This is a genomic window from Streptomyces sp. NPDC001068, from assembly GCF_042897315.1.
Taxonomy (GTDB): Bacteria; Actinomycetota; Actinomycetes; order Streptomycetales; family Streptomycetaceae; genus Streptomyces.
The window spans coordinates 379405-397550 of the sequence record NZ_JBIAYD010000009.1; the positions used below are offsets into that span (position 1 = coordinate 379405).

16 protein-coding genes are annotated in these 18146 nt (G+C 74.4%); 10 read left to right on the forward strand and 6 right to left on the reverse strand.

The features are described from left to right. Positions 1-22: 22 nt before the first annotated feature. Both ACFY3I_RS26330 and ACFY3I_RS26335 read right to left on the reverse strand, forming a co-directional pair. Positions 23-583, reverse strand: a complete 561-nt coding sequence (locus ACFY3I_RS26330; protein WP_390863198.1) for a MarR family winged helix-turn-helix transcriptional regulator — start codon at positions 581-583, stop codon at positions 23-25. Continuing rightward, on the reverse strand, positions 580-2235 hold the full coding sequence (locus tag ACFY3I_RS26335) for an FUSC family protein (RefSeq protein WP_390863199.1): 1656 nt from the start codon (positions 2233-2235) through the stop codon (positions 580-582). Before ACFY3I_RS26335 ends, ACFY3I_RS26330 begins: the two co-directional genes overlap by 4 nt. Positions 2236-2434: 199 nt before the next feature. Here ACFY3I_RS26335 and ACFY3I_RS26340 point away from each other — a divergent pair, with 199 nt between their 5' ends. The 6 genes from ACFY3I_RS26340 (at position 2435) to ACFY3I_RS26365 (ending at position 7915) form a co-directional block, all read left to right on the forward strand. After that, on the forward strand, positions 2435-2983 hold the full coding sequence (locus tag ACFY3I_RS26340; RefSeq protein ID WP_390863201.1) for a DUF5134 domain-containing protein: 549 nt from the start codon (positions 2435-2437) through the stop codon (positions 2981-2983). A gap of 95 nt (positions 2984-3078) precedes the next feature. Beyond that, the gene (locus ACFY3I_RS26345) at positions 3079-4014 is read left to right on the forward strand and encodes a M56 family metallopeptidase (protein WP_390863203.1); all 936 of its coding nucleotides are present in this window, start codon (positions 3079-3081) and stop codon (positions 4012-4014) included. A gap of 216 nt (positions 4015-4230) precedes the next feature. Beyond that, complete coding sequence (locus ACFY3I_RS26350; RefSeq protein ID WP_390863205.1) at positions 4231-5508, forward strand: IS701 family transposase; 1278 nt, start codon at positions 4231-4233, stop codon at positions 5506-5508. 185 nt (positions 5509-5693) lie between these two features. Then, entirely contained in the window at positions 5694-6371 is a 678-nt protein-coding gene (locus tag ACFY3I_RS26355) for a phosphatase PAP2 family protein (protein WP_390863207.1), read from the forward strand. Between the two features lie 10 nt (positions 6372-6381). Continuing rightward, positions 6382-7116 (forward strand): HAD family hydrolase, encoded by a 735-nt coding sequence (locus ACFY3I_RS26360; protein WP_390863209.1) that lies wholly within the window; start codon positions 6382-6384, stop codon positions 7114-7116. A 136-nt stretch (positions 7117-7252) separates the two neighbouring features. After that, positions 7253-7915 carry a TetR/AcrR family transcriptional regulator gene (locus ACFY3I_RS26365; protein ID WP_390863211.1) on the forward strand — a complete coding sequence of 221 codons (663 nt, stop codon included), beginning with the start codon at positions 7253-7255 and terminating at the stop codon, positions 7913-7915. 9 nt (positions 7916-7924) lie between these two features. Here the strand turns inward: ACFY3I_RS26365 and ACFY3I_RS26370 are convergent, their stop codons facing one another. Continuing rightward, positions 7925-8482, reverse strand: coding sequence for a DUF6214 family protein (locus ACFY3I_RS26370; protein ID WP_390863213.1), 558 nt, complete (start codon positions 8480-8482; stop codon positions 7925-7927). A 191-nt stretch (positions 8483-8673) separates the two neighbouring features. Between ACFY3I_RS26370 and ACFY3I_RS26375 the strand changes: the two genes are divergently transcribed. Both ACFY3I_RS26375 and ACFY3I_RS26380 read left to right on the forward strand, forming a co-directional pair. Next, entirely contained in the window at positions 8674-10020 is a 1347-nt protein-coding gene (locus tag ACFY3I_RS26375; protein ID WP_390863215.1) for an FAD-dependent oxidoreductase, read from the forward strand. Positions 10021-10119: 99 nt separating this feature from the next. Continuing rightward, positions 10120-11514 (forward strand): nucleobase:cation symporter-2 family protein, encoded by a 1395-nt coding sequence (locus ACFY3I_RS26380; RefSeq protein WP_390863217.1) that lies wholly within the window; start codon positions 10120-10122, stop codon positions 11512-11514. Here the strand turns inward: ACFY3I_RS26380 and ACFY3I_RS26385 are convergent, their stop codons facing one another. Both ACFY3I_RS26385 and ACFY3I_RS26390 read right to left on the reverse strand, forming a co-directional pair. Next, positions 11515-12789: a lanthionine synthetase LanC family protein gene (locus tag ACFY3I_RS26385; protein WP_390863219.1), complete on the reverse strand. Its 1275-nt coding sequence runs from the start codon at positions 12787-12789 to the stop codon at positions 11515-11517. 19 nt (positions 12790-12808) lie between these two features. Beyond that, positions 12809-13564 carry a PaaX family transcriptional regulator C-terminal domain-containing protein gene (locus ACFY3I_RS26390; protein WP_390863220.1) on the reverse strand — a complete coding sequence of 252 codons (756 nt, stop codon included), beginning with the start codon at positions 13562-13564 and terminating at the stop codon, positions 12809-12811. Between the two features lie 71 nt (positions 13565-13635). Here ACFY3I_RS26390 and ACFY3I_RS26395 point away from each other — a divergent pair, with 71 nt between their 5' ends. Beyond that, positions 13636-15297: a DNA alkylation response protein gene (locus ACFY3I_RS26395; RefSeq protein WP_390863222.1), complete on the forward strand. Its 1662-nt coding sequence runs from the start codon at positions 13636-13638 to the stop codon at positions 15295-15297. Between the two features lie 127 nt (positions 15298-15424). Beyond that, positions 15425-17410, forward strand: coding sequence for a HEAT repeat domain-containing protein (locus tag ACFY3I_RS26400; RefSeq protein WP_390863224.1), 1986 nt, complete (start codon positions 15425-15427; stop codon positions 17408-17410). Positions 17411-17435: 25 nt separating this feature from the next. Here ACFY3I_RS26400 and ACFY3I_RS26405 read toward each other — a convergent pair whose 3' ends face one another. Then, complete coding sequence (locus tag ACFY3I_RS26405; RefSeq protein ID WP_390863226.1) at positions 17436-18029, reverse strand: hypothetical protein; 594 nt, start codon at positions 18027-18029, stop codon at positions 17436-17438. Positions 18030-18146: the final 117 nt, after the last annotated feature.

Consider the following 18146-nt stretch of genomic DNA (forward strand, 5'->3'; position numbering starts at 1 on the left):
CACCTCGTGGCATCCGCCGCGGTCAGGCCCGCAGCGCGCCCATCCTGCCCTCGAGGCGTCCCAGCAGCTCGGCGAGCAGACCCGCCAGTTCGCCCTGTCCGTCGGGGGCGAGGACGGACAGCACCGCCGTCTCGTAGGCGAGTTGCTCGGGCAGGATGGCGTCGACCAGTTCGCGCCCGGTGTCGGTGAGCCGGAGATGGGCCACCCGCCGGTCCCGGGAGTCGCCCCGCCGCTCGACCAGGCCCCGCTCGCTGAGCTGCTTGAGCCGCTTGGTGACGGCGGCGCCGGAGGAGAAGGTCTCCTTGGCCAGCTCGCTCGGGGTGAGTTCATGGCCGGTGCGGCGCAGCGCGCCGAGCAGGTCGAACTCGGGACGGCTGAGACCCGCCCTGCGCAGCGGCGCGTCCTCGGCCTGCTGGAGGAGGGCGGCGCAGCGGTTGATCCGGCCGATGACCTCCATGGGTCCGGTGTCCAGCTGGGGGTGGACGGCCCGCCACTGCCGGACGACCCCGGCGACCGTGTCCGCTCTGCCCTCGCCCCCGTCCGGGTCGCCGTCGGCCGCCGGTCGTCCGTTGGTCGCCGTCATGGCCGTACGTCCTCCGTAGTCCTCGTGCCGTCCAAGGAGTGCGGTCCCTGGCGTCGTACCGTCGCCGCGAGCGTACGGTGTCCGGACTGCTCGGCGAGCACGACCCGCTCCTCGGGCAGCGCGCCCCGCCACCACTCGCCGGACGCGGCGTCGGCCGTGGCGCGCAGTTCGGCGAGGGCCGCGGACAGGGCACGGCGGGCGGCCTCGAGCGCGCGCGGGTCCGGGTGCGGCTCGGCCAGCAGCCGGGCGGTGTCCTCCCGGACCCGCTCGACGGCGGCCAGGGCCTGTTCGATGCGGTCGCCGGCCCGCCGGTCGGTGACCACGACGGCGGCGGCGAAGCCGACGAGCGCGCCGACCAGGGTGTCCAGGACCCGTTCGGTGATCAGCCGCCCGGAGTCCTGGGTGCGGGCGAACTCGGTGATGAGCAGCGCCATCGGGGTGACGCAGACGCTGCCGAGCCAGTAGTTGCGGCCGATCAGCGCCTCGGCGCCGAAGTTGAGGGCGAGGCAGCTCGACACCAGCACGGCCGGGTGCAGGTGCGCCAGGGGTGCGAGGGCGGCGAAGACCAGGACGCCGATGAGGTTGCCGACGACGCGCTGGACGCCCCGGCTCCAGGTCAGGGTGGTGTTCGCCTGGTAGAGGGAGGCGGCGGTGACCAGCGCCCAGTACGGGCGGCCGACACCGAGGGCCAGGGCGGCGTACCCGGCGAGGGCGCAGCCGAGCGCGGTACGGGCGGCGAGCGGCCCGAGCGGGCCGAGCCGGCGCCAGGGCGGACGGGGCGCCGCGGCACGTTCGGCGTCGACGCCGAGAAGGTCGTCGGCGGCGCCGGCCACCCGCGGGACGCGTCCGGTGCCGCGCAGCCGGTGTGCCCAGTCGCGCAGCCGTCCGGGGTCGGTGTCGGCGGGGGCGGCGAGGGCGACCTCGGCGCGGACGACGAGGTGTTCGAGGGCTCGGCGGGTGCGGTCGGTGCGGGCACCGGTGGCGAACAGGGACTGCCAGGCCGCCTGCACGGCCGCCGCCGCGGCGGCCCGGACCCGGTCGTGGCCCTCCCCGGTGCCGCGGGTGTCCGCGTAGGCGGCGGTGGCGTTCAGCGCCCGGGCGGTGGCCCGGCGTTCCGGACCGTGCGGGCGCAGCAGTCCGGGTGCCATGCCGACCAGCCAGGCCCAGCCCCCCGCGAGCAGGGCGAGTCCGACGTGGGCGGGCACCTCGCCGAGCGTCTGCGGGGCGAACAGCGAGGCGGAGCCGATGAAGGTGAGGACCACGTTCCCGGGCGGCCCGACCCGGGTCGCGTCGCACAGCACCTTGTGTGCCGCGGCCATCAGGGCGCCGACGGTGACCAGCACGACCGCGTTCGCGGTGAGCGAGGCGGCGAGCAGGGCGACGGCGAGGCCGGCGGTCATGCCGAGCACGACCAGGGCCAGCGTGCGGGCACGGGCCGGGTAGGGGCGGTTGTGGCCGTAGAGGGCGCACAGCGATCCGGCCATGGTGTACATCGCCAGGTCGAGGCGGCCCAGCGCCAGCAGGGCCAGGTTGGGCGGAGCGACCGCGGCGACCACGCTGAGGGCGGGCTTGAACCAGATGTCGGAGGGCCGGCCGAGGCGCAGGGCGCCGGCGAGGGGCAGACGTCGGGAGGTCGGGGTCGCAGTGCTCATACCATCAATTTAACATGTGTTTTACTCGTGAAATACTCTCGAACATGCCGCACGGACGCACGTCCGATACCGTTCGAACAGGCCGCCCTCACCTGCTGTGCTCCGCCGAGTGCTCCCCGTGTACACCCTTGCGCTCGCGTGCGCGCCCGGTGGGCGGGGCATCGCATCCCTCGATGCGACGTCGAGCGGGGAGGTGCGCGTGCACGGACCGGCTTCGCCCGGCTGGCTGCTGGTCGCGCTGTGCGCGGCGACCGGGGCCTACTGCCTGCTGCGGATGCGCAGCAGCGTCGAGGCACAGCGGCGGGCCGCGGGCGGCGAGGCACTGATGGGGTTCGGCATGGCCGCGATGGCCGTGCCCGCGACCGTCTTCACTCCGCCGGCGTGGGCATGGCCGCTGTACGCGGCGGTGTTCGGCGCGGCCGCGCTGCGCGCCCTGTGGAGCGCCCGTGACAGCGCGCACCATCTGCACCACCTGGTGGGCACGGCGGCGATGGTCTACATGGCGGTCGCGATGGCGGCCTCCCCAGGCGGACATCACCACGGCGGCGCCGGAGTCCCGGCGGTGACCGGGCTGTTGCTCGTCTACTTCACCGGCTATGTCCTGCTGTCCGGGGCCCGTCTGGTTCCGGTCGCGGTGGCGGCGCCCGGCAGCGGGCCGGCCGGCCGGTGGGGCGACCGGCCCGAACTGGCGCGGGCCTGCCGGTTGTCGATGGGCATCGGGATGGTGGCCATGCTGTTGGGACTCTGAACCGGGCCACAGCACACGGGGCACACGCGTTGCCTGCGTCACTTTGACGCAAGGGAACGTATCCTGAGCGGCCCCTCGCTCATAGGCTGCCGGTCATGACGGTCCCCGTGGCACTGCTGCTGCTCGGCATCCTGACGGCCGTGGCCGGCCCCCGACTGCTCGCCCGGGCCGACTGGACGGACCGGGAGCCGGTGGTCGCCCTGTGGGTGTGGCAGTGCGTGGTGGCGGCCGTCCTGCTGTGCTGCGCGCTGTCGATGACGCTGAGCGCGGCGGCGGCCTGGGAGGTGGCGCGAGGGCACCTGTTCGCCAGCGCCCCGCACGGGGTGGCGGACGCCTACCCGCTCGCGGCGACCGGCTCCTGGGCGGCGGTGACCGCGGTGACCCTCGCCTGCGCCGGACTGTGGAGCGGCGCGATGCTGGTGCGCGAGATCGCCGGGGCCAGGGCCGGCCGCCGCCGACGGAGGGCCGAACTCCGGCTTCGGGCGCCGCTGTTGCCCGGCGAGGAGGGGTCCGCCGACCGTCTCGTGGTACTCGAGGGGGAACGCTCCGACGCCTGGTGGCTGCCCGGCGCGCCGCCCCGACTCGTCGTGACCACGGCCGCGTTGCGCCGGCTGAAGGGGCGGCAACTGGACGCGGTGCTCGCCCACGAACAGGGGCACGCCCAGGCCCGGCACGACTGGCTGCTGCACTGCTCGGCCGCGCTGGCCGGCGGCTTTCCGCAGATCCCGGTGTTCGCGGCGTTCCGCGACGAGATGCACCGGCTGGTCGAACTGGCCGCCGACGACATGGCCTCCCGGCGGCACGGCCGGCTCACCACCGCGCTCGCCCTGGTCGAACTCAACGAGGACCGGGGCGTGTTCGGTCCCGGCCCGGCCGGCCACGCACATCTCCCGCAGCGCGTCGACCGGTTGCTCGCCGCTCCGGACCGGCTCCCCGCCAGGCACCGGCTGCGGCTGACGGCGACCGCCGCGCTGGTCCCCGTGGTCCCGGTACTGGTCGCACTCGTGCCCGGACTGCGCGCGCTCGGCTAGTGCTGTGACCGGAAAGGTTTGCCGGAAGGCTTGCGGCGTCCGGTGCGGTGCATCGCAAGGCGGAGCATCGCCCGCGTACTGGATGTACTCGGGTGGTGCGACAACGCGGCGAGGTGCCGTGCCGGGCGTCGCGAGCCGGTGAACCTTTCCGGTCGCAGCACTAGTAGGACTCCGTTAGGTCTTCCTCTCGGTCCTGTTCGGGAGCATGTTGGAGGTGTGGACGCACATGAAGTGAACCGGGCTCGGGCCAAGTTGGCGTTATTCGTGGCTGACGTGTTCGCGTCGGTGCCGCGCAAGGACCAGCGGGCGAAGGGTGACTGCTATCTGCGGGGGCTGATGCTGGACGGGCGCCGCAAGTCCATTCAGGCCATGGCAGAGCGGTTGCCGGACGGCAACGAGCAGAACCTGCAGCAGTTCGTGAACCAGTCGACCTGGGATCCGGTGTTGGTGCGGCAGCGGATCGCGCAGCGGATGGTGCCGCAGATCGGCCCGGACGCGTGGGCGGTCGATGACGTGTCCTTTCCCAAGGGCGGGAAGATGTCGGTCGCGGTCGCGCCTCAGTACTGCGGAGCACTGGGCAAGCAGGCCAACTGCCAGGTCGCGGTGAGCGTGCACGCGGTCTCCGACACCGCGTCCTGTCCGTTGCAGTGGCGGTTGTTCGTGCCCCAGGAGTGGGCGGCCGATGCCGTCCGTCGGCGCAAGACGGGGATCCCCGAGGAGGTCGGGCACCGGGAGAAGTGGCGCCTGGCGTTGGACGTCCTGGACGAACTGGCCGGATGGGGCCTTGTCCCGCCGGTGCTGGTGGCCGACGCCGGTTACGGGCAGAACGCCGACTTCCGCGACGGGCTGGAGCGTCGGGGCGTCGACTATGTCGTCGCCGTCCGCTCGGATGTGACCGCCCACCCGCACGACGCTCAGCCCACCGCCCCGGCGTGGTCGGGCAACGGCCGCAAGCCGCAGCCCCGCTACCGCGACAAGCCGTCCTCGGTGGCCGCGCTGGCGGCCGGCCAGGGCCGGCAGGCCTTCACCGAGGTGACCTGGCGGGAAGGCTCCCGTGGACCCATGCGCTCACACTTCCTGGCACTGCGGGTGCGGCCGGCCGGAGTCAGGGCCCGCCGCCTGGCGCAGGCCGCCGCCACCGCGCGGGACGGCTGCTGGGACGGTGTCCTGCCCGAGGTGACGCTGCTGGTCGAATGGCCCGCCGACGCGGAGGCACCCACCGACTACTGGTTGTCCAACCTGCCCGCCGACGCCCAGATCGCCGAACTGGTCCGCCTGGCCAAGATCCGCTGGCGGATCGAGCACGACTACCGGGAACTCAAGCACGGCCTCGGCCTGGACCACTTCGAGGGACGTTCCTGGAACGGCTGGCATCACCACGTCACCCTGGTCACCGCCGCCCACGCGTTCCTCACCGAACAGCGCCTGGCCCCAAAAGCCGATACACCGGACTCACCCTCTACCAGATCCTCGACGCCATCCAGGACCTGCTGAACTGCTGGACCGGCACCTGCACCACCTGCCACCGCCCCCTGCCCAGAACATCCCCCACCAGCCAGAACCCAAGAGCCAGAGCAACCTAACGGAGTTCTACTAGCACTCTCAGCGGAAGGGGACGAACAGCACCCTCTCCGGAAGGGGAATTGCCCTGCGGGCAATGATTCGGCAAAGATCGCGTCATGCCTCCCCCGCCCGGCGATCGTCCTGCCCCGCTCCTCGCGACCGCCGTCCTCGCCCTCTCCTCGGCGCTGCTGCTCGCCCTCGTCGCCGGCGAGTGGCCCCCACTGGTCGCCCTGGACCGGGACGTCGCCGACACCGCCCACCGCTGGGCCGCCGCGGACCACGGCACCACCCACGTGCTGCGCATCCTGACGGACTGGGTGTGGGACCCGCTGACCATGCGGCTGCTGTGCGCGGGGGTGGCGGTGTGGCTGGTGTGGCGGCACTCGGCGTGGTGGACCGCCCTGTGGCTGGCCGCCACCTGTGCGCTCGGCACCGTCGCCCAGCATTCCCTGAAGGCCGCCGTCGGCCGCCCGCGTCCGGAGTGGCACGACCCGGTCGACTCCGCCCCCTACCCGGCCTTCCCGTCCGGGCACACCATGACGGCCACCGTGGTCTGCGGCCTGCTGCTGTGGCTGCTGCACCGTTGCGGCACCGGCCGGGCGCTGCGGCGTACGGCTCTGGCCGCGGCCGGTGTCTCGGTCGTCGGCGCCGGCCTGACCCGGGTGTGGCTGGGCGTCCACTGGCCCTCGGACGTCCTCGGCGGCTGGCTGCTCGGGGCCCTGGTGGTGGCGCTGGCGGTGCTGGCGTACGAGTGGTCCCCGGCGACCGCCGTACGCCGGGTGGCGGGCCGGTAGAGTCCGCCGCATGGCTGCCGTGCTCTTCGACTTCTCCGGGACGCTCTTCCGCATCGAGTCCACCGAGTCCTGGCTGCGGGCGGTGCTCGCCGGGGCCGGAGCGGAGTCCGCGGCGCGGCTCACCGAGGCCGAGGTGGTCACGGCCGCCCGGGCGCTGGAGCTGGCCGGGGCGCAGCCCGGCGGGGCGAACCCGGTGGAGCTGCCCGCGGAACTCGCCGGGTTGTGGGCGGTACGCGACCAGAGCGCCGAACAGCACCGGGCCGCCTACACCGGGCTGTCCCGCCGGGTGCCGCTGCCGGACCCGGCCCTGCACGACGCGCTGTACGAGCGGCACATGGTCCCGGAGGCGTGGGCGCCCTACCCGGACGCCGCCGAGGTCCTGCGGACGCTGCGCGCGCAGGGGATCGGGGTCGGCGTGATCAGCAACATCGGCTGGGACCCGCGCCCGGTCTTCCGCGCCCACGGGCTCGACGCCCATGTGGACGCGTACGTCCTGTCGTACGAGCACGGGGTGCAGAAGCCGGATCCGCGGCTCTTCGGGGTCGCGCTGGAGGCGCTCGGGGCCGCGCCCGCCGAGACGCTGATGGTCGGGGACAGCAGGCCGGCCGACGGTGGCGCGGCGGCGCTGGGCTGCCGGGTGCACTTCGTGGACCACCTGCCGGTGGCCGAACGGCCGGACGCCCTGCTGCCGGTGCTCGACCTGATGGGCGTGGCCCGCCGACGGGTCACGCCCACACAGGCCTGACCTGCGTGCGCCGCCCGTCCGAGACGCTCCCCCGTGTCGCCCCGGACGGACGGCAGCACTGAACAAGGCCCGCGCAGGGCGGTGCCCACTGCGTCGATTATAGTTGGCTGGCAGCCAGTCAACGCAGGAGTCCAGCATGTCCCCTCGCAGCGCCTCGGTCAATGAAGAGTTGCGCAGGCGTTCCCGGGAGCGGCTGCTGCAGGCCGCTGTCGAACTGGTCGACGAGCACGGCTTCGAGGCCACCACCCTGGGCGCCATCGCCGACCGGGCCGGGTCCGCGCGCGGACTGGTGTCGTACTACTTCCCCGGCAAGCGCCAGCTGGTGCAGTCCGCCGTACACCGGCTGATGCACCGCACGCTCGAGGAGGGACTGGAGCGCGAGCCGCACACGGAGGACGGCCGGGAGCGGCTGGCCCGGGCGATCGACGCCATCCTGGGTCTCACCCGCGACCGGCCGGTGCTGATGCGCCAGCACATGGCGGGGCTGCTGCAGGCGGAGGGCTTCGTGCAGTGCCCGGAGCAGCGCCGGCTCTCGGAGCTGCTCGGCGACACCGTCGCCCGCTACGGCTCGCAGAACGTCACGGCCGACTACCCGATGCTGCGAGCCCTGCTGATGGGTGCGGTGTACGCGGCGCTGGTGCCGGGGGTGCCGATGCCGATCCCGGTGCTGCGGGAGGAGTTGTTCGAGCGCTACGGGCTCGACTGGGAGATGGGGACTCCCCCGGGGTCCGCGCCCGCGGCGGAGCCGCAGGAACTGTCGCGGTTCTTCGCCACCGAGGACCGGTCGGGGTCCGCGTGACCGCCCTGGTCAGCGCCGTGCGTGGCGGGGCGTCAGGAAGCCCGCGTCGCGTGCCTGGGCGATGAGCCGCAGCGAGCGCCGGCGGCTGTGCCCGGTCGCCCACATCACGGCGAGGACGGGGTCGGCGCCCTCCTCCTGAGCGGCCCGGTACTTCTGGGCGACCAGCCACCGCCCCTCGATCCCCCGCGGCCAGGCCGGCCGGGCACGCCGAGCGCCGACACCACCCCCGGCGTCCCCTTCCGCGCTCCCGGCGCCCTCCTCCGCGGCGCCCGTGTCCTCCGCGCCGCCCGCGCCGCCCATGTGCTCGTCGAGATCCTCGCCGGCCGGTTCCTCGTCCGCGTAGGACTCCATCCCGCACGCCCTGAACAGCGGCTCCTCGATCCAGTCGGCGAGCGCCGTCAGATCGGCCAGGGACAGCGCGGGCCGGGCCTTGACGTCCTCGATCGACACCCGGCCCGCGGCCACCACGGCGAGGGCGTCGACCTGGGCGCCGTCCCCGAAGGCCAGCCTGACCTGGAACCAGGACGTGGCCCCCGTGTGCTCCTGCACCTCCCAGGCCGGCGACACGGAGACCGTGCCGTCCTCCGCGCACCGATCAGAAAGATTAAGAAAGGATGCTTCTAGCACACACGAAACGTAACCGCATGATCACACTCCATACGCGCGGACACGCGTCCGCTTCACCCCAGCGGCCTCTGTCGAGGCGGTCGTGCCGGTGGGATGCTGGAGCGACCAGCTCCTCGGGCAAGGAGTCCCCCGTGTTGCGTGTCGCCGTCGTCGGCTCCGGGCCGAGCGGGTGCTATACCGCGCAGAACCTCGTACAGCTCGATCCCACGGTGGCCGTGGACGTGCTGGACCGGCTGCCGTGCCCGTACGGGCTGGTGCGGTACGGGGTCGCCCCGGACCACGAGAAGATCAAGTCGCTCCAGGGCAACCTGCGCACGGTCCTCGAACACGAGCGGGTGCGGTTCCTCGGCGGGGTCCGGATCGGCGGCGGCCCCGGCGAGCTCCCGGTGGAGCGGTTGCGCGAGCTGTATCACGCGGTGGTGTTCTGCGTGGGCGCGGCGGGCGACCGGCGGCTCGGGATCCCGGGCGAGGAGTTGCCGGGCAGCTGGTCGGCCACCGAGTTCGTGTCCTGGTACAGCGCGCATCCGGACGCGATCGACGCGGGTTTCGTGCGGGACGCCCGCTCGGCGGTGGTGATCGGCGTCGGCAACGTCGCGGTGGACGTGGCGCGCATGCTGGCCCGGGGCGTGGCGGAGCTGAGCCCGACCGACATGCCGCAGGCGGCGCTGACCGCGCTGGCGGCGAGCCGGATAAGAGAGGTCCACGTGGTGGGCAGGCGCGGCCCGTCCCAGGCCCGCTTCACCACCAGGGAGCTGCGCGAGCTGACGACCCTCCCGGACACCGAGGTCCGGGTGGACCCGGCGGAGCTGGCGCTCGACCCGGACTGCGCCGACCCGTCCGCGCTGCCCACCGCGCAGCGCCGCAACGTGGAGGTGCTGCGCGGCCTCGCCGAGGGCGGCACCGGCGGCGCCGAGCGCCGCATCTGGCTGCGGTTCTTCCTGCGCCCGGTCGAACTGCTCGCGGACGGCGGACGGGTCGGCGCGGTGCGCTTCGAGCGGACCGAGCCGGACGGGCAGGGCGGGGTGCGCGGCACCGGCCGGTACGAGACCCTCGACGCGCAGCTGGTGCTGCGTTCGGTGGGCTACCGCGGACTGCCGCTGACCGGGCTCCCGTTCGACGCGGCGACCGGCACCGTGCCCCATGCGGCCGGCCGGGTCCTGCACGGTCGGGCCTCCGGCCCGGGCGACTACGTGGCCGGCTGGATCAAGCGCGGCCCGACCGGCGTCATCGGCACCAACCGGCCCGACGCGAAGGAGACGGTGACGTCGCTGCTCGCGGACGCGCCCACGCTGCTCGGCAGAACGGTCCCGGAGGATCCGGTCGTCGCACTGCGCGCGCTGGGCGTCAGGCCCGTCGAGTGGCCCGGGTGGCAGGCGATCGAGCGGGCGGAGGCGGCGCTCGGTGCCCGCCTCGGACGCGGTGTGGTCAAACTGGCCGACTGGGACGCCCTGCTGACGGCGGCGCATTCCGGGGCGTAGCGCGGTCGACCGCGGGCGGGCAAACGGGCGGGACACGTGTCGGCAACGCCACGGCAATCAACGAACTGTGCACACCGTCTACGGTCTCGTCGTGACCGGATGTCGTCCCCGCCGCGCTCTGGAGTCCCCGTGTCCGCCACCCCCGCCCCCGCCCCCTCCCCCGTCCATCCCGTCGACGAGGTGCCGCCGCTGCGGGAACTGGCCGCCTACGGTCTGCAGCACGTCCTCGCGATGTACGCGGGAGCCGTCGCCGTTCCGCTGATCGTGGGCGGTGCGCTGCGGCTGTCGCCCGCCGACCTGGCGTATCTGATCACCGCCGACCTGCTGGTGTGCGGGGTCGCGACGCTCATCCAGTGCGTCGGGTTCTGGCGCTTCGGCGTCCGGCTGCCCATCATGCAGGGCTGCACGTTCGCCGCGGTGTCGCCGATGGTCCTCATCGGTACGACGGGCGGTGGACTCCCCGCGATCTACGGCTCGGTGATCGTCGCGGGTCTGGCGATCACGCTCCTCGCGCCGGTCTTCGGCAGGCTGCTGCGCTTCTTCCCGCCGCTGGTCACCGGCACGGTGATCCTGATCATCGGGGTCTCGCTGCTGCCGGTCGCGGGCAACTGGGCGGCGGGCGGCGCCGGCGCGAAGGACTTCGGGCAGCCGCGGAACCTGGCGCTGGCGGCCTTCGTGCTCGCGGTGGTCGTCGGCGTCCAGCGGTTCGCGCCGGCGGCCCTCGCCCGGATCGCGGTCCTGATCGGCATCGCGGTCGGGCTGGCGGTGGCGGTGCCCTTCGGGTTCACGGACTTCGGCGGGGTCGGCGACGCGGACTGGCTGGGCGTCAGCACGCCGTTCCACTTCGGGACGCCGGCCTTCCGGGCGTCCGCGGTCGTCTCCATGCTGGTGGTGGCCCTGGTCACCATGACGGAGACGACCGGTGACCTGATCGCGGTCGGCGAGCTGACCGGCCGGCGGGTCGAGCCGCGCGCCCTGTCCGACGGTCTGCGCGCCGACGGTCTGTCGACCGTCCTCGGCGGCGTCTTCAACACGTTCCCCTACACGGCGTACGCGCAGAACGTGGGTCTGGTCGGCCTGACCCGGGTGCGCAGCCGGTGGGTGGTGGCGGCGGCCGGCGGCATCCTGGTGCTGCTCGGCCTGCTGCCCAAGCTGGGCGCGGTGGTCGCGGCCGTACCGGCCCCGGTGCTCGGCGGTGCGGGTCTGGTGATGTTCGGGACGGTCGCGGCGAGCGGTCTGCGCACCCTCGCCGCCGTCGACCTCACCGGCAACCACAACCTGACGGTGGTGGCCGTCTCGGTGGCGGTCGGGGTGCTGCCGATGGGGGTGCCGACGGTCTACGCGAAGTTCCCCGACTGGTTCCAGACGGTGATGAACAGCGGCATCAGCGCGGGCTGCCTCACCGCGATCGCCCTGAACCTGCTCTTCAACCACCTGCCGGCGAAGGCGGGACCGGCCCCGGAGAACGCGCTGGCCGGAGCCGGACCCGTCTGATCAGCTGCCGCCGGGGCCCACCGGCACCGGCGGCTGATCCGGCCAGGCGAGCGCGTACCGGGGATCGCCGCCGCGGCTCAGCCGCGCGAAGCGCAGGAGTTCGCGGACGATGCCCGCGTTGCCCATCGCCCAGCCGGTGCGCGGTTCGAGGTCGCCCGCGTCGGCCAGGTGGTCGAAGTTGGACCAGCGGGCGCCGGCCGCGTCCCGGATCGCCCGGGCGGCGAGGTCGGCGACGAGGACCCGGGCGAAGTCGTGCGGGTCCCGCTGTTCGGCGATCCGGTCGCAGGCCAGGGCGAGGACGCCCGCGGTGCCGCAGCAGCGGCCGTTGTTGTCCCAGAAGCCGGGGCGCAGCCGCTCGGGCAGACCGGAGTGCGTGACCGTGTGCCAGCAGCGGTCGGCGAGGGCGGCCCAGACCGGGTCGGCCGTGACGTCCCCCAGCAGCCGGAAGACCTGGGCGTCGCCGGCCGGTCCGTGGCACCAGCCGTAGCTGACGGGATCGATCAGGTCGGGGCGGTACTGAGGGGTGGAGTGCGGCACCAGGAAGCCCTCCGGTCCCGCCACGTCACGCGCCACCACGTCCGCGGCGCCGGCCAGGGCCAGTTCGACCAGGTCCCGGCGGCCGGTCGCCGCGCCGACCCGGGCCAGCGACGCGACGATCCCGAGCGTGCCGTGCGAGATGTGGTGCAGACGGGACTCGACGCCCGTGCGGTGGGCCCACTGCACACCCGCCGGGGTCGGCTCCGCCGTCCGCGGGTACGGCTCCACGGCGAGGACGGCCAGTTCGGGGTCGCCGGCCGCGAGCGCCCCGAGGCCGATCCCCGCGTTTCCGCCCATCAGCTCGAACAGGGCGCCCCAGCGGGTGCCGTCGAAACGTGACCGTACGACCGTCAGCGCGCGGTCGGCCGCGGTGCCGGCGTCCTCGTCGCCGAGTTCCCGCTGAAGTGCCCTCAGCACGAGCGCCGTTCCGGTGCGGCCGAAGTACAGGGAGTCGTCGTCGGCGGCGTCGACGGCCTCCGCGATGCCGCGGCCCGCGCGCAGGGCGAGGTCGGCGTAGGAGTCGTCACCGAAGTGCCGCCATGCCTCCAGTAGCACCAGGACCTGCCCGGCCGTACCGCCGTAGAACATGGGGTCCGGTTCGTCGTCGGAGCGGAGGTCCGGCCAGGCGAGCCCCCCGTCGGGGGTCTCCCGCGCGGACCCGGCCAGCCACCGCAGGCCGTCCAGCGCGAGGTCCTCGGCCTCGTCGGCCGTCGCCGCCCTGTCCCGTGCCGCTGTCATGGACCCACTCTCGCACGGATCAGTCGGCCGATTCCGGTGCCGGTTCGCCCAGTTCGGCGCGGTAGGCCGCGTAGGCGCCGCGCAGCCGGTCGCCCGGCCAGTCGGCGGGCAGGAGTTCGGGCGGCAGGACGGGATCGGTCAGCAGATGCCGTACGGCCGCCGCGAAGACCGTGAAGCGGTCGGACGGCCGGTGCGCGTCGGCCGCGTGGGCCAGCAGGGCGCGGGCGGTGGCGGCCCAGGTGTTCAACGGCCAGAGGGTGGCGGCGAGTTCGGCCGCCGGGCGGGCAGGGCGGGCCGCGCAGGGCTCGGCGATCGCCAGGACCTCGGCGGGCAGCGGTCTGGTGAGGTTGGCCGGGCGCAGCCACACGCCCTCGCGGAGTTCGGCCAGGCGGAGACGGGCCAGGCGGGTGCGGAGCTCCGCACGCTCGGCGGGGCCGCGGCCCGTGGCCGTGATGACCAGCATCTCCCAGTCGCCGTGCCAGGCAAGGGTGCGCGGCCGCACCGCCTCGTCCTGACGCCGCTGGCGGGCCAGCAGCCGGTCGCTGAGGCCGTAGACGGCGTCGTCGGTACGGCGCAGGTCGCCGGCGGCCGTCATCCGGCTGAGCGCGGCCCGGAGCGCGGAGCCGCCGACACCGAACGGCTCCACGAGCCGGACCAGGTCCTTCACCGGCAGCCGTGGCGGATGCGTGCCCAGCAGCACGCTCAGCACGACCGACCGGGCCGACAGCGGCCGCAGGTCGACGCCGGCGGGCTCGGCGGACACGTTCGCGCTCATGGTCACGTACTGTACGTGCGGCCTCATGTTGCAGCATTGCTGCAGCCGTAGTGGGAGTGCAACATGGAGGCATGGACCCGACCGCCGCGCTTCCGCAGCCGCAGTACGCCACCCACGACGTCACCAACCAGCCGCCGCCGCTCGCCCCCTACGACGCCTCCGACGACCCGGCCCTCCTGGAGGGGCTGCGCCGGGAGGGCGCCGACTGGGCCGAGCCGGGGATCCGGCGGCTCGGGGCGCGGGCCGGGAGCGCGGAGGCACAGGAGTGGGGCGAGCTGGCCAACCGGCACGAGCCGGAGCTGCGCAGCCACGACCGGTACGGCAACCGGATCGACGAGGTCGACTTCCACCCCAGCTGGCACCACCTGATGCGGACGGCTGTGGCCGAGGGCCTCGCGGGGGCCGCCTGGGCGGACGACCGGCCCGGCGCCCATGTCACCCGGACGGCCGGCGGGCTGGTGTGGGGACACACCGAGTCCGGGCACGGCTGCCCCACCTCGATGACCTACGCGGCCGTGCCCGCGCTGCGGGCCACACCGGAGCTGGCCAAGGTCTACGAGCCGCTGCTGACCAGCCGGGAGTACGACCCGGAACTGCGGGTGCCGACCGAGAAGCCCGGCCTGCTCGCCGGGATGGGCATGACCGAGAAGCAGGGCGGCTCGGACGTCCGCACCAACACCACGGCCGCCACGCCCACTTCGGAGCCGGGTGTCTACACCCTGCGCGGGCACAAGTGGTTCACCTCGGCGCCGATGTGCGACGTCTTCCTGGTGCTGGCCCAGGCGCCGGGCGGGCTGTCCTGCTTCCTGGTGCCGCGGGTGCTGCCCGACGGCAGCCGCAACGCGTTCCGCATCCAGCGGCTCAAGGACAAGCTCGGCAACCGTTCGAACGCGTCCTCGGAACCCGAGTTCGACGGCACCGTGGCCTGGCTGGTCGGGCCCGAGGGACGGGGCGTGAAGACCATCATCGAGATGGTCAACTGCACCCGGCTGGACTGCGTGATGAACTCGGCGACGCTGATGCGCAAGACGCTCGTGGAGGCCGGTCACCATGTCCGCCACCGCAGCGCGTTCGGCGCGCGGCTCGTCGACCAGCCGCTGATGCGCAACGTGCTGGCCGACCTGGCCCTGGAGTCGGAGGCCGCGACCACGCTCACGCTGCGGCTGGCGGGCGCCGCGGACCGCGCGGTGCGCGGGGACGAACAGGAGCGGGCCTTCCGGCGGATCGCGACCGCGGTCGGCAAGTACTGGGTCACCAAGCGCGGCCCGGCCTTCACCGCCGAGGCCCTGGAGTGCCTGGGCGGCAACGGATACGTCGAGGACTCCGGCATGCCCCGCCACTACCGCGAGGCGCCCCTGCTGTCGATCTGGGAGGGCTCCGGCAACGTCAACGCGCTCGACGTGCTGCGGGCGCTCGCCCGCGAACCCGGCGCCGCGGACGCCCTGTTCGGGGAGTTCGCCCACGCGCGGGGGGCGGACTCCCGGCTGGACGACACCGTGACCCGGCTCAGGACGGAACTGACGCGAACCGATCAGACCGGTGCCCGCCGGCTGGTCGAGCGGATGGCGCTGGCCCTGCAGGCCTCCCTCCTCGTCCGGTACGCCCCGACCGCCGTCGCGGACGCCTTCTGCGCGACCCGGCTCGGCGGCGACTGGGGGTACGCGTTCGGTACCCTGCCCGCCGGGTCCGGGTTCGGCGCGATCCTCGACCGGGCGCTGCCTGGCCTGAACTAGCCGCCGCCAAGGCCCGGTTGGCCGGTGACCGCCGACGGATCGCACACAGTCGCCGTCCGATTCCGCATCGTTGTCAGTGCCGTGGTGCAGACTCCTGAACAGGTGGTACTCACCCGGGGAGGACGACGTGTTCACGGGGATCGACGAGGTCGACTGGGCCTCCCTGCGGCACGCCCACGGCAGCGCCGCGGACGTGCCCGGCCTGCTGCGCGGACTGGCCTCCGCGGACACGGCCGAACGGGAGGCCGCGCTCGACGGGATGTACGGCTCGGTGCACCACCAGGGGAACGTGTACGACTCGACGCTCGCCTGCGTGCCGTTCCTCTTCGCGCTCGCCGCCCGCGCGGAGGTGCCGGACCGGGCCGCCATCGTCGAACTGCTGGTCAGCATCGGCACGGAGAGCGCGGGTCCGCCCGCCCGGACCGCGGTGCGCGCGGGCGCCGAGGCCTTCGTGTCGCTGGCCGAGGACCCGTGCCCCGGGGTACGGCGGGCGGCCACGGCGGCGCTGGTCCGGTTCCTGGACGAGCCCGCGCGGGTGCTGGAGCTGCTGGGCCGGCGGATCGCGGTGGAGCGTGACGAGCAGGTGCTGCGGGCCCTGACCGCCTCCCTCGGCCTGTTCGCGCGCAGCCGTCCCGCCGAGGCGGCCGGTGCGGTGCGGCTGCTGGCCGCGCAGAGCGGGCCGCCGCACTCCCCGGGTACGCGGCTCGCCGCGCTCGGCCAACTGGGCCTCGGCGCACCGGAGCGGCTGCCCGCCGATCTGGTGCCGACGGCGGTCCGGCTGCTCCGGGAGCGGTCCGGGCACCGCACGACGGCGCCGGCGCCGGGCCGGACGGAACCGGACACGCTGGTCGGCCGGATACGGCGGCTGCGCCCGTCGGACGAGGAGGGATCGAACCTCCTGCGCACCCTCCACCGGGCCCTGGACGACCGCGTCGCCGACCGGATCGCCCTGCTCGTCGGACAGTTGGACAGCCCGGACGCCATGGACCGGTGCAACGCGGTACGGATGTCGGCCGGGCTGTTCCGTGAGTGGCGGGCGGACTTCCGGGCGCCCGTCTCGCTGATCGGCGCCCAATTACGGAGCGCGGAGGATCAGTTGCGCGATGCCGCCGTCTCGGTGCTCGCGGAGCTGTTCGAGCTGGCCGCACCCGCCGCCGACGACCTGCACGCCCTGGTGATCGCCCGGCCCGACCTGTGGACGCACGCCTGGGAGCGTGGCAGACCCTCGCTGGGCGGACCGCTCAAGGCACTGACCAGAAGCGGTGACCCGCGTGCCGTCCCGGTCCTCGCGCAGTCACTGGCGGGTCCGGCGGCCCCCGCCGGTCTGGGCTTCGAGGTGGTTCGTCTGGGCGCGGCCGCGGCTCCGCTCGCCCCCGCGCTGCGGCGACGCCTGGGCCGGATACCGCTGGACTCGCCCGAGGCCGCCGAACTGGCAGCGCCGTTGCTGGCGGCGCTCACCGCCCTGAAGGACCCGGCCGCGGTGCCCGAGGTGCTGCGGCTGCTGCGCGGAGCACCGGAGGGGCTCGGGGCGCGGGAGGCCCTCGTCGGGCAGGCCGTCCGCGCGCTCGACGCCCTCGGCGCGACGGCCCGGGCGGCGACGCCGGTGCTGCGCGGGCTCCTCGACACCCGGCACGCGGCGGTGGCGGCGGGCGCCCTGTGGTCGGCCGAGGGGGACGCGCGGGCCGTACTCCCCTTCCTGCTGCGGGAGCTGACGCTCGGTCGTGGTCGCGGTGTCCGGACGGCCGCCGAGCAACTGGGCCGGCTCGGGGCCGCCGCCGGGGAGGCGCTGCCCGCCCTGCGCGCGCTCGCCGAGTCGGGCCGGGGCAGGGAGCGGACCGCGGCGGCGCGGGCCTGGTGGCGGATCGAGGGGGATCCGGATCCGGTACTGCCGGTGCTGCGCACGGCCTGGTCGGAGAATCCGTACGCCCGGGGCGCGATCGCCGAATGCCTGGCGGAGATGGGCCCGGCCGGCGCACCGCTGCGCGACCTGCCGACGGGCGAACTCGCCGCCGCCCGACGGCACACGGCGCGCCCCGGCGGCTACGGCAGCCACGACATCGCCAGGGACGAGCGGCTGCTCGCCGACTGCCGGACGGCACTCGCGCGGCAGTGATCCCAAGGCCCCGCGACGGCCCGGCTCAGCCGATCGTCCGGCCCCACTGGGGCCCGAACCGCGCCCACTCGGCGTCCCAGCGATCCATCCGCCTGCGCTCCAGCCGGCCGCGCACCACGAGCCCGGCGACGAAGGGGACGGCGGCCGTGCTCAGTCCCACCAGGCCGCCGATCAGCGCGGACCTGACATGCGCCTCGGAGGCGGTGGCGGGCCGGGTGACGAGATGCCCCTGGGGGTCCGACCAGACGGTGACCGGGGTGCCGATCGCGCTGCCCGCCGCGACCCGCGCCTGGCCGGTGTGCGCGGAGCCGTCGGAGACGGTCCAGCCCACCCGTGCCCAGACCCGTTCGCCGCCGGAGGACCCGGACTCCGGCCCGGGCCTTCCCGGGGCCCTGTCCAGGACGTGGGCCACGACCGGATGCCACTGGGCACGCTCCCGGGCCAGCCCGTCCTCGACCGACCGGGCCGCCGCGAGCCCGCCCACCACCCCGGCCACCAGGGTGAACAGCCAGGCGCCAAGCAGCACCCAGGCCTCCAGCGCGTCGCCGGGACGCTTCAACGGGTTGCGCCGCCACCGCCACAACCAGACCTTCGGACCACGGAACGCCTTCAAAGGCATCCTCCTCACGCGCGCACGGACAGCCCGGACCGCCCTCCCATACGGGAGCGGCCGCCCTGTTGCTCACGGCGAACCTGCGAGTCGACGGTCGCACGAGTGAGCCCGCTCGCGCAGGCG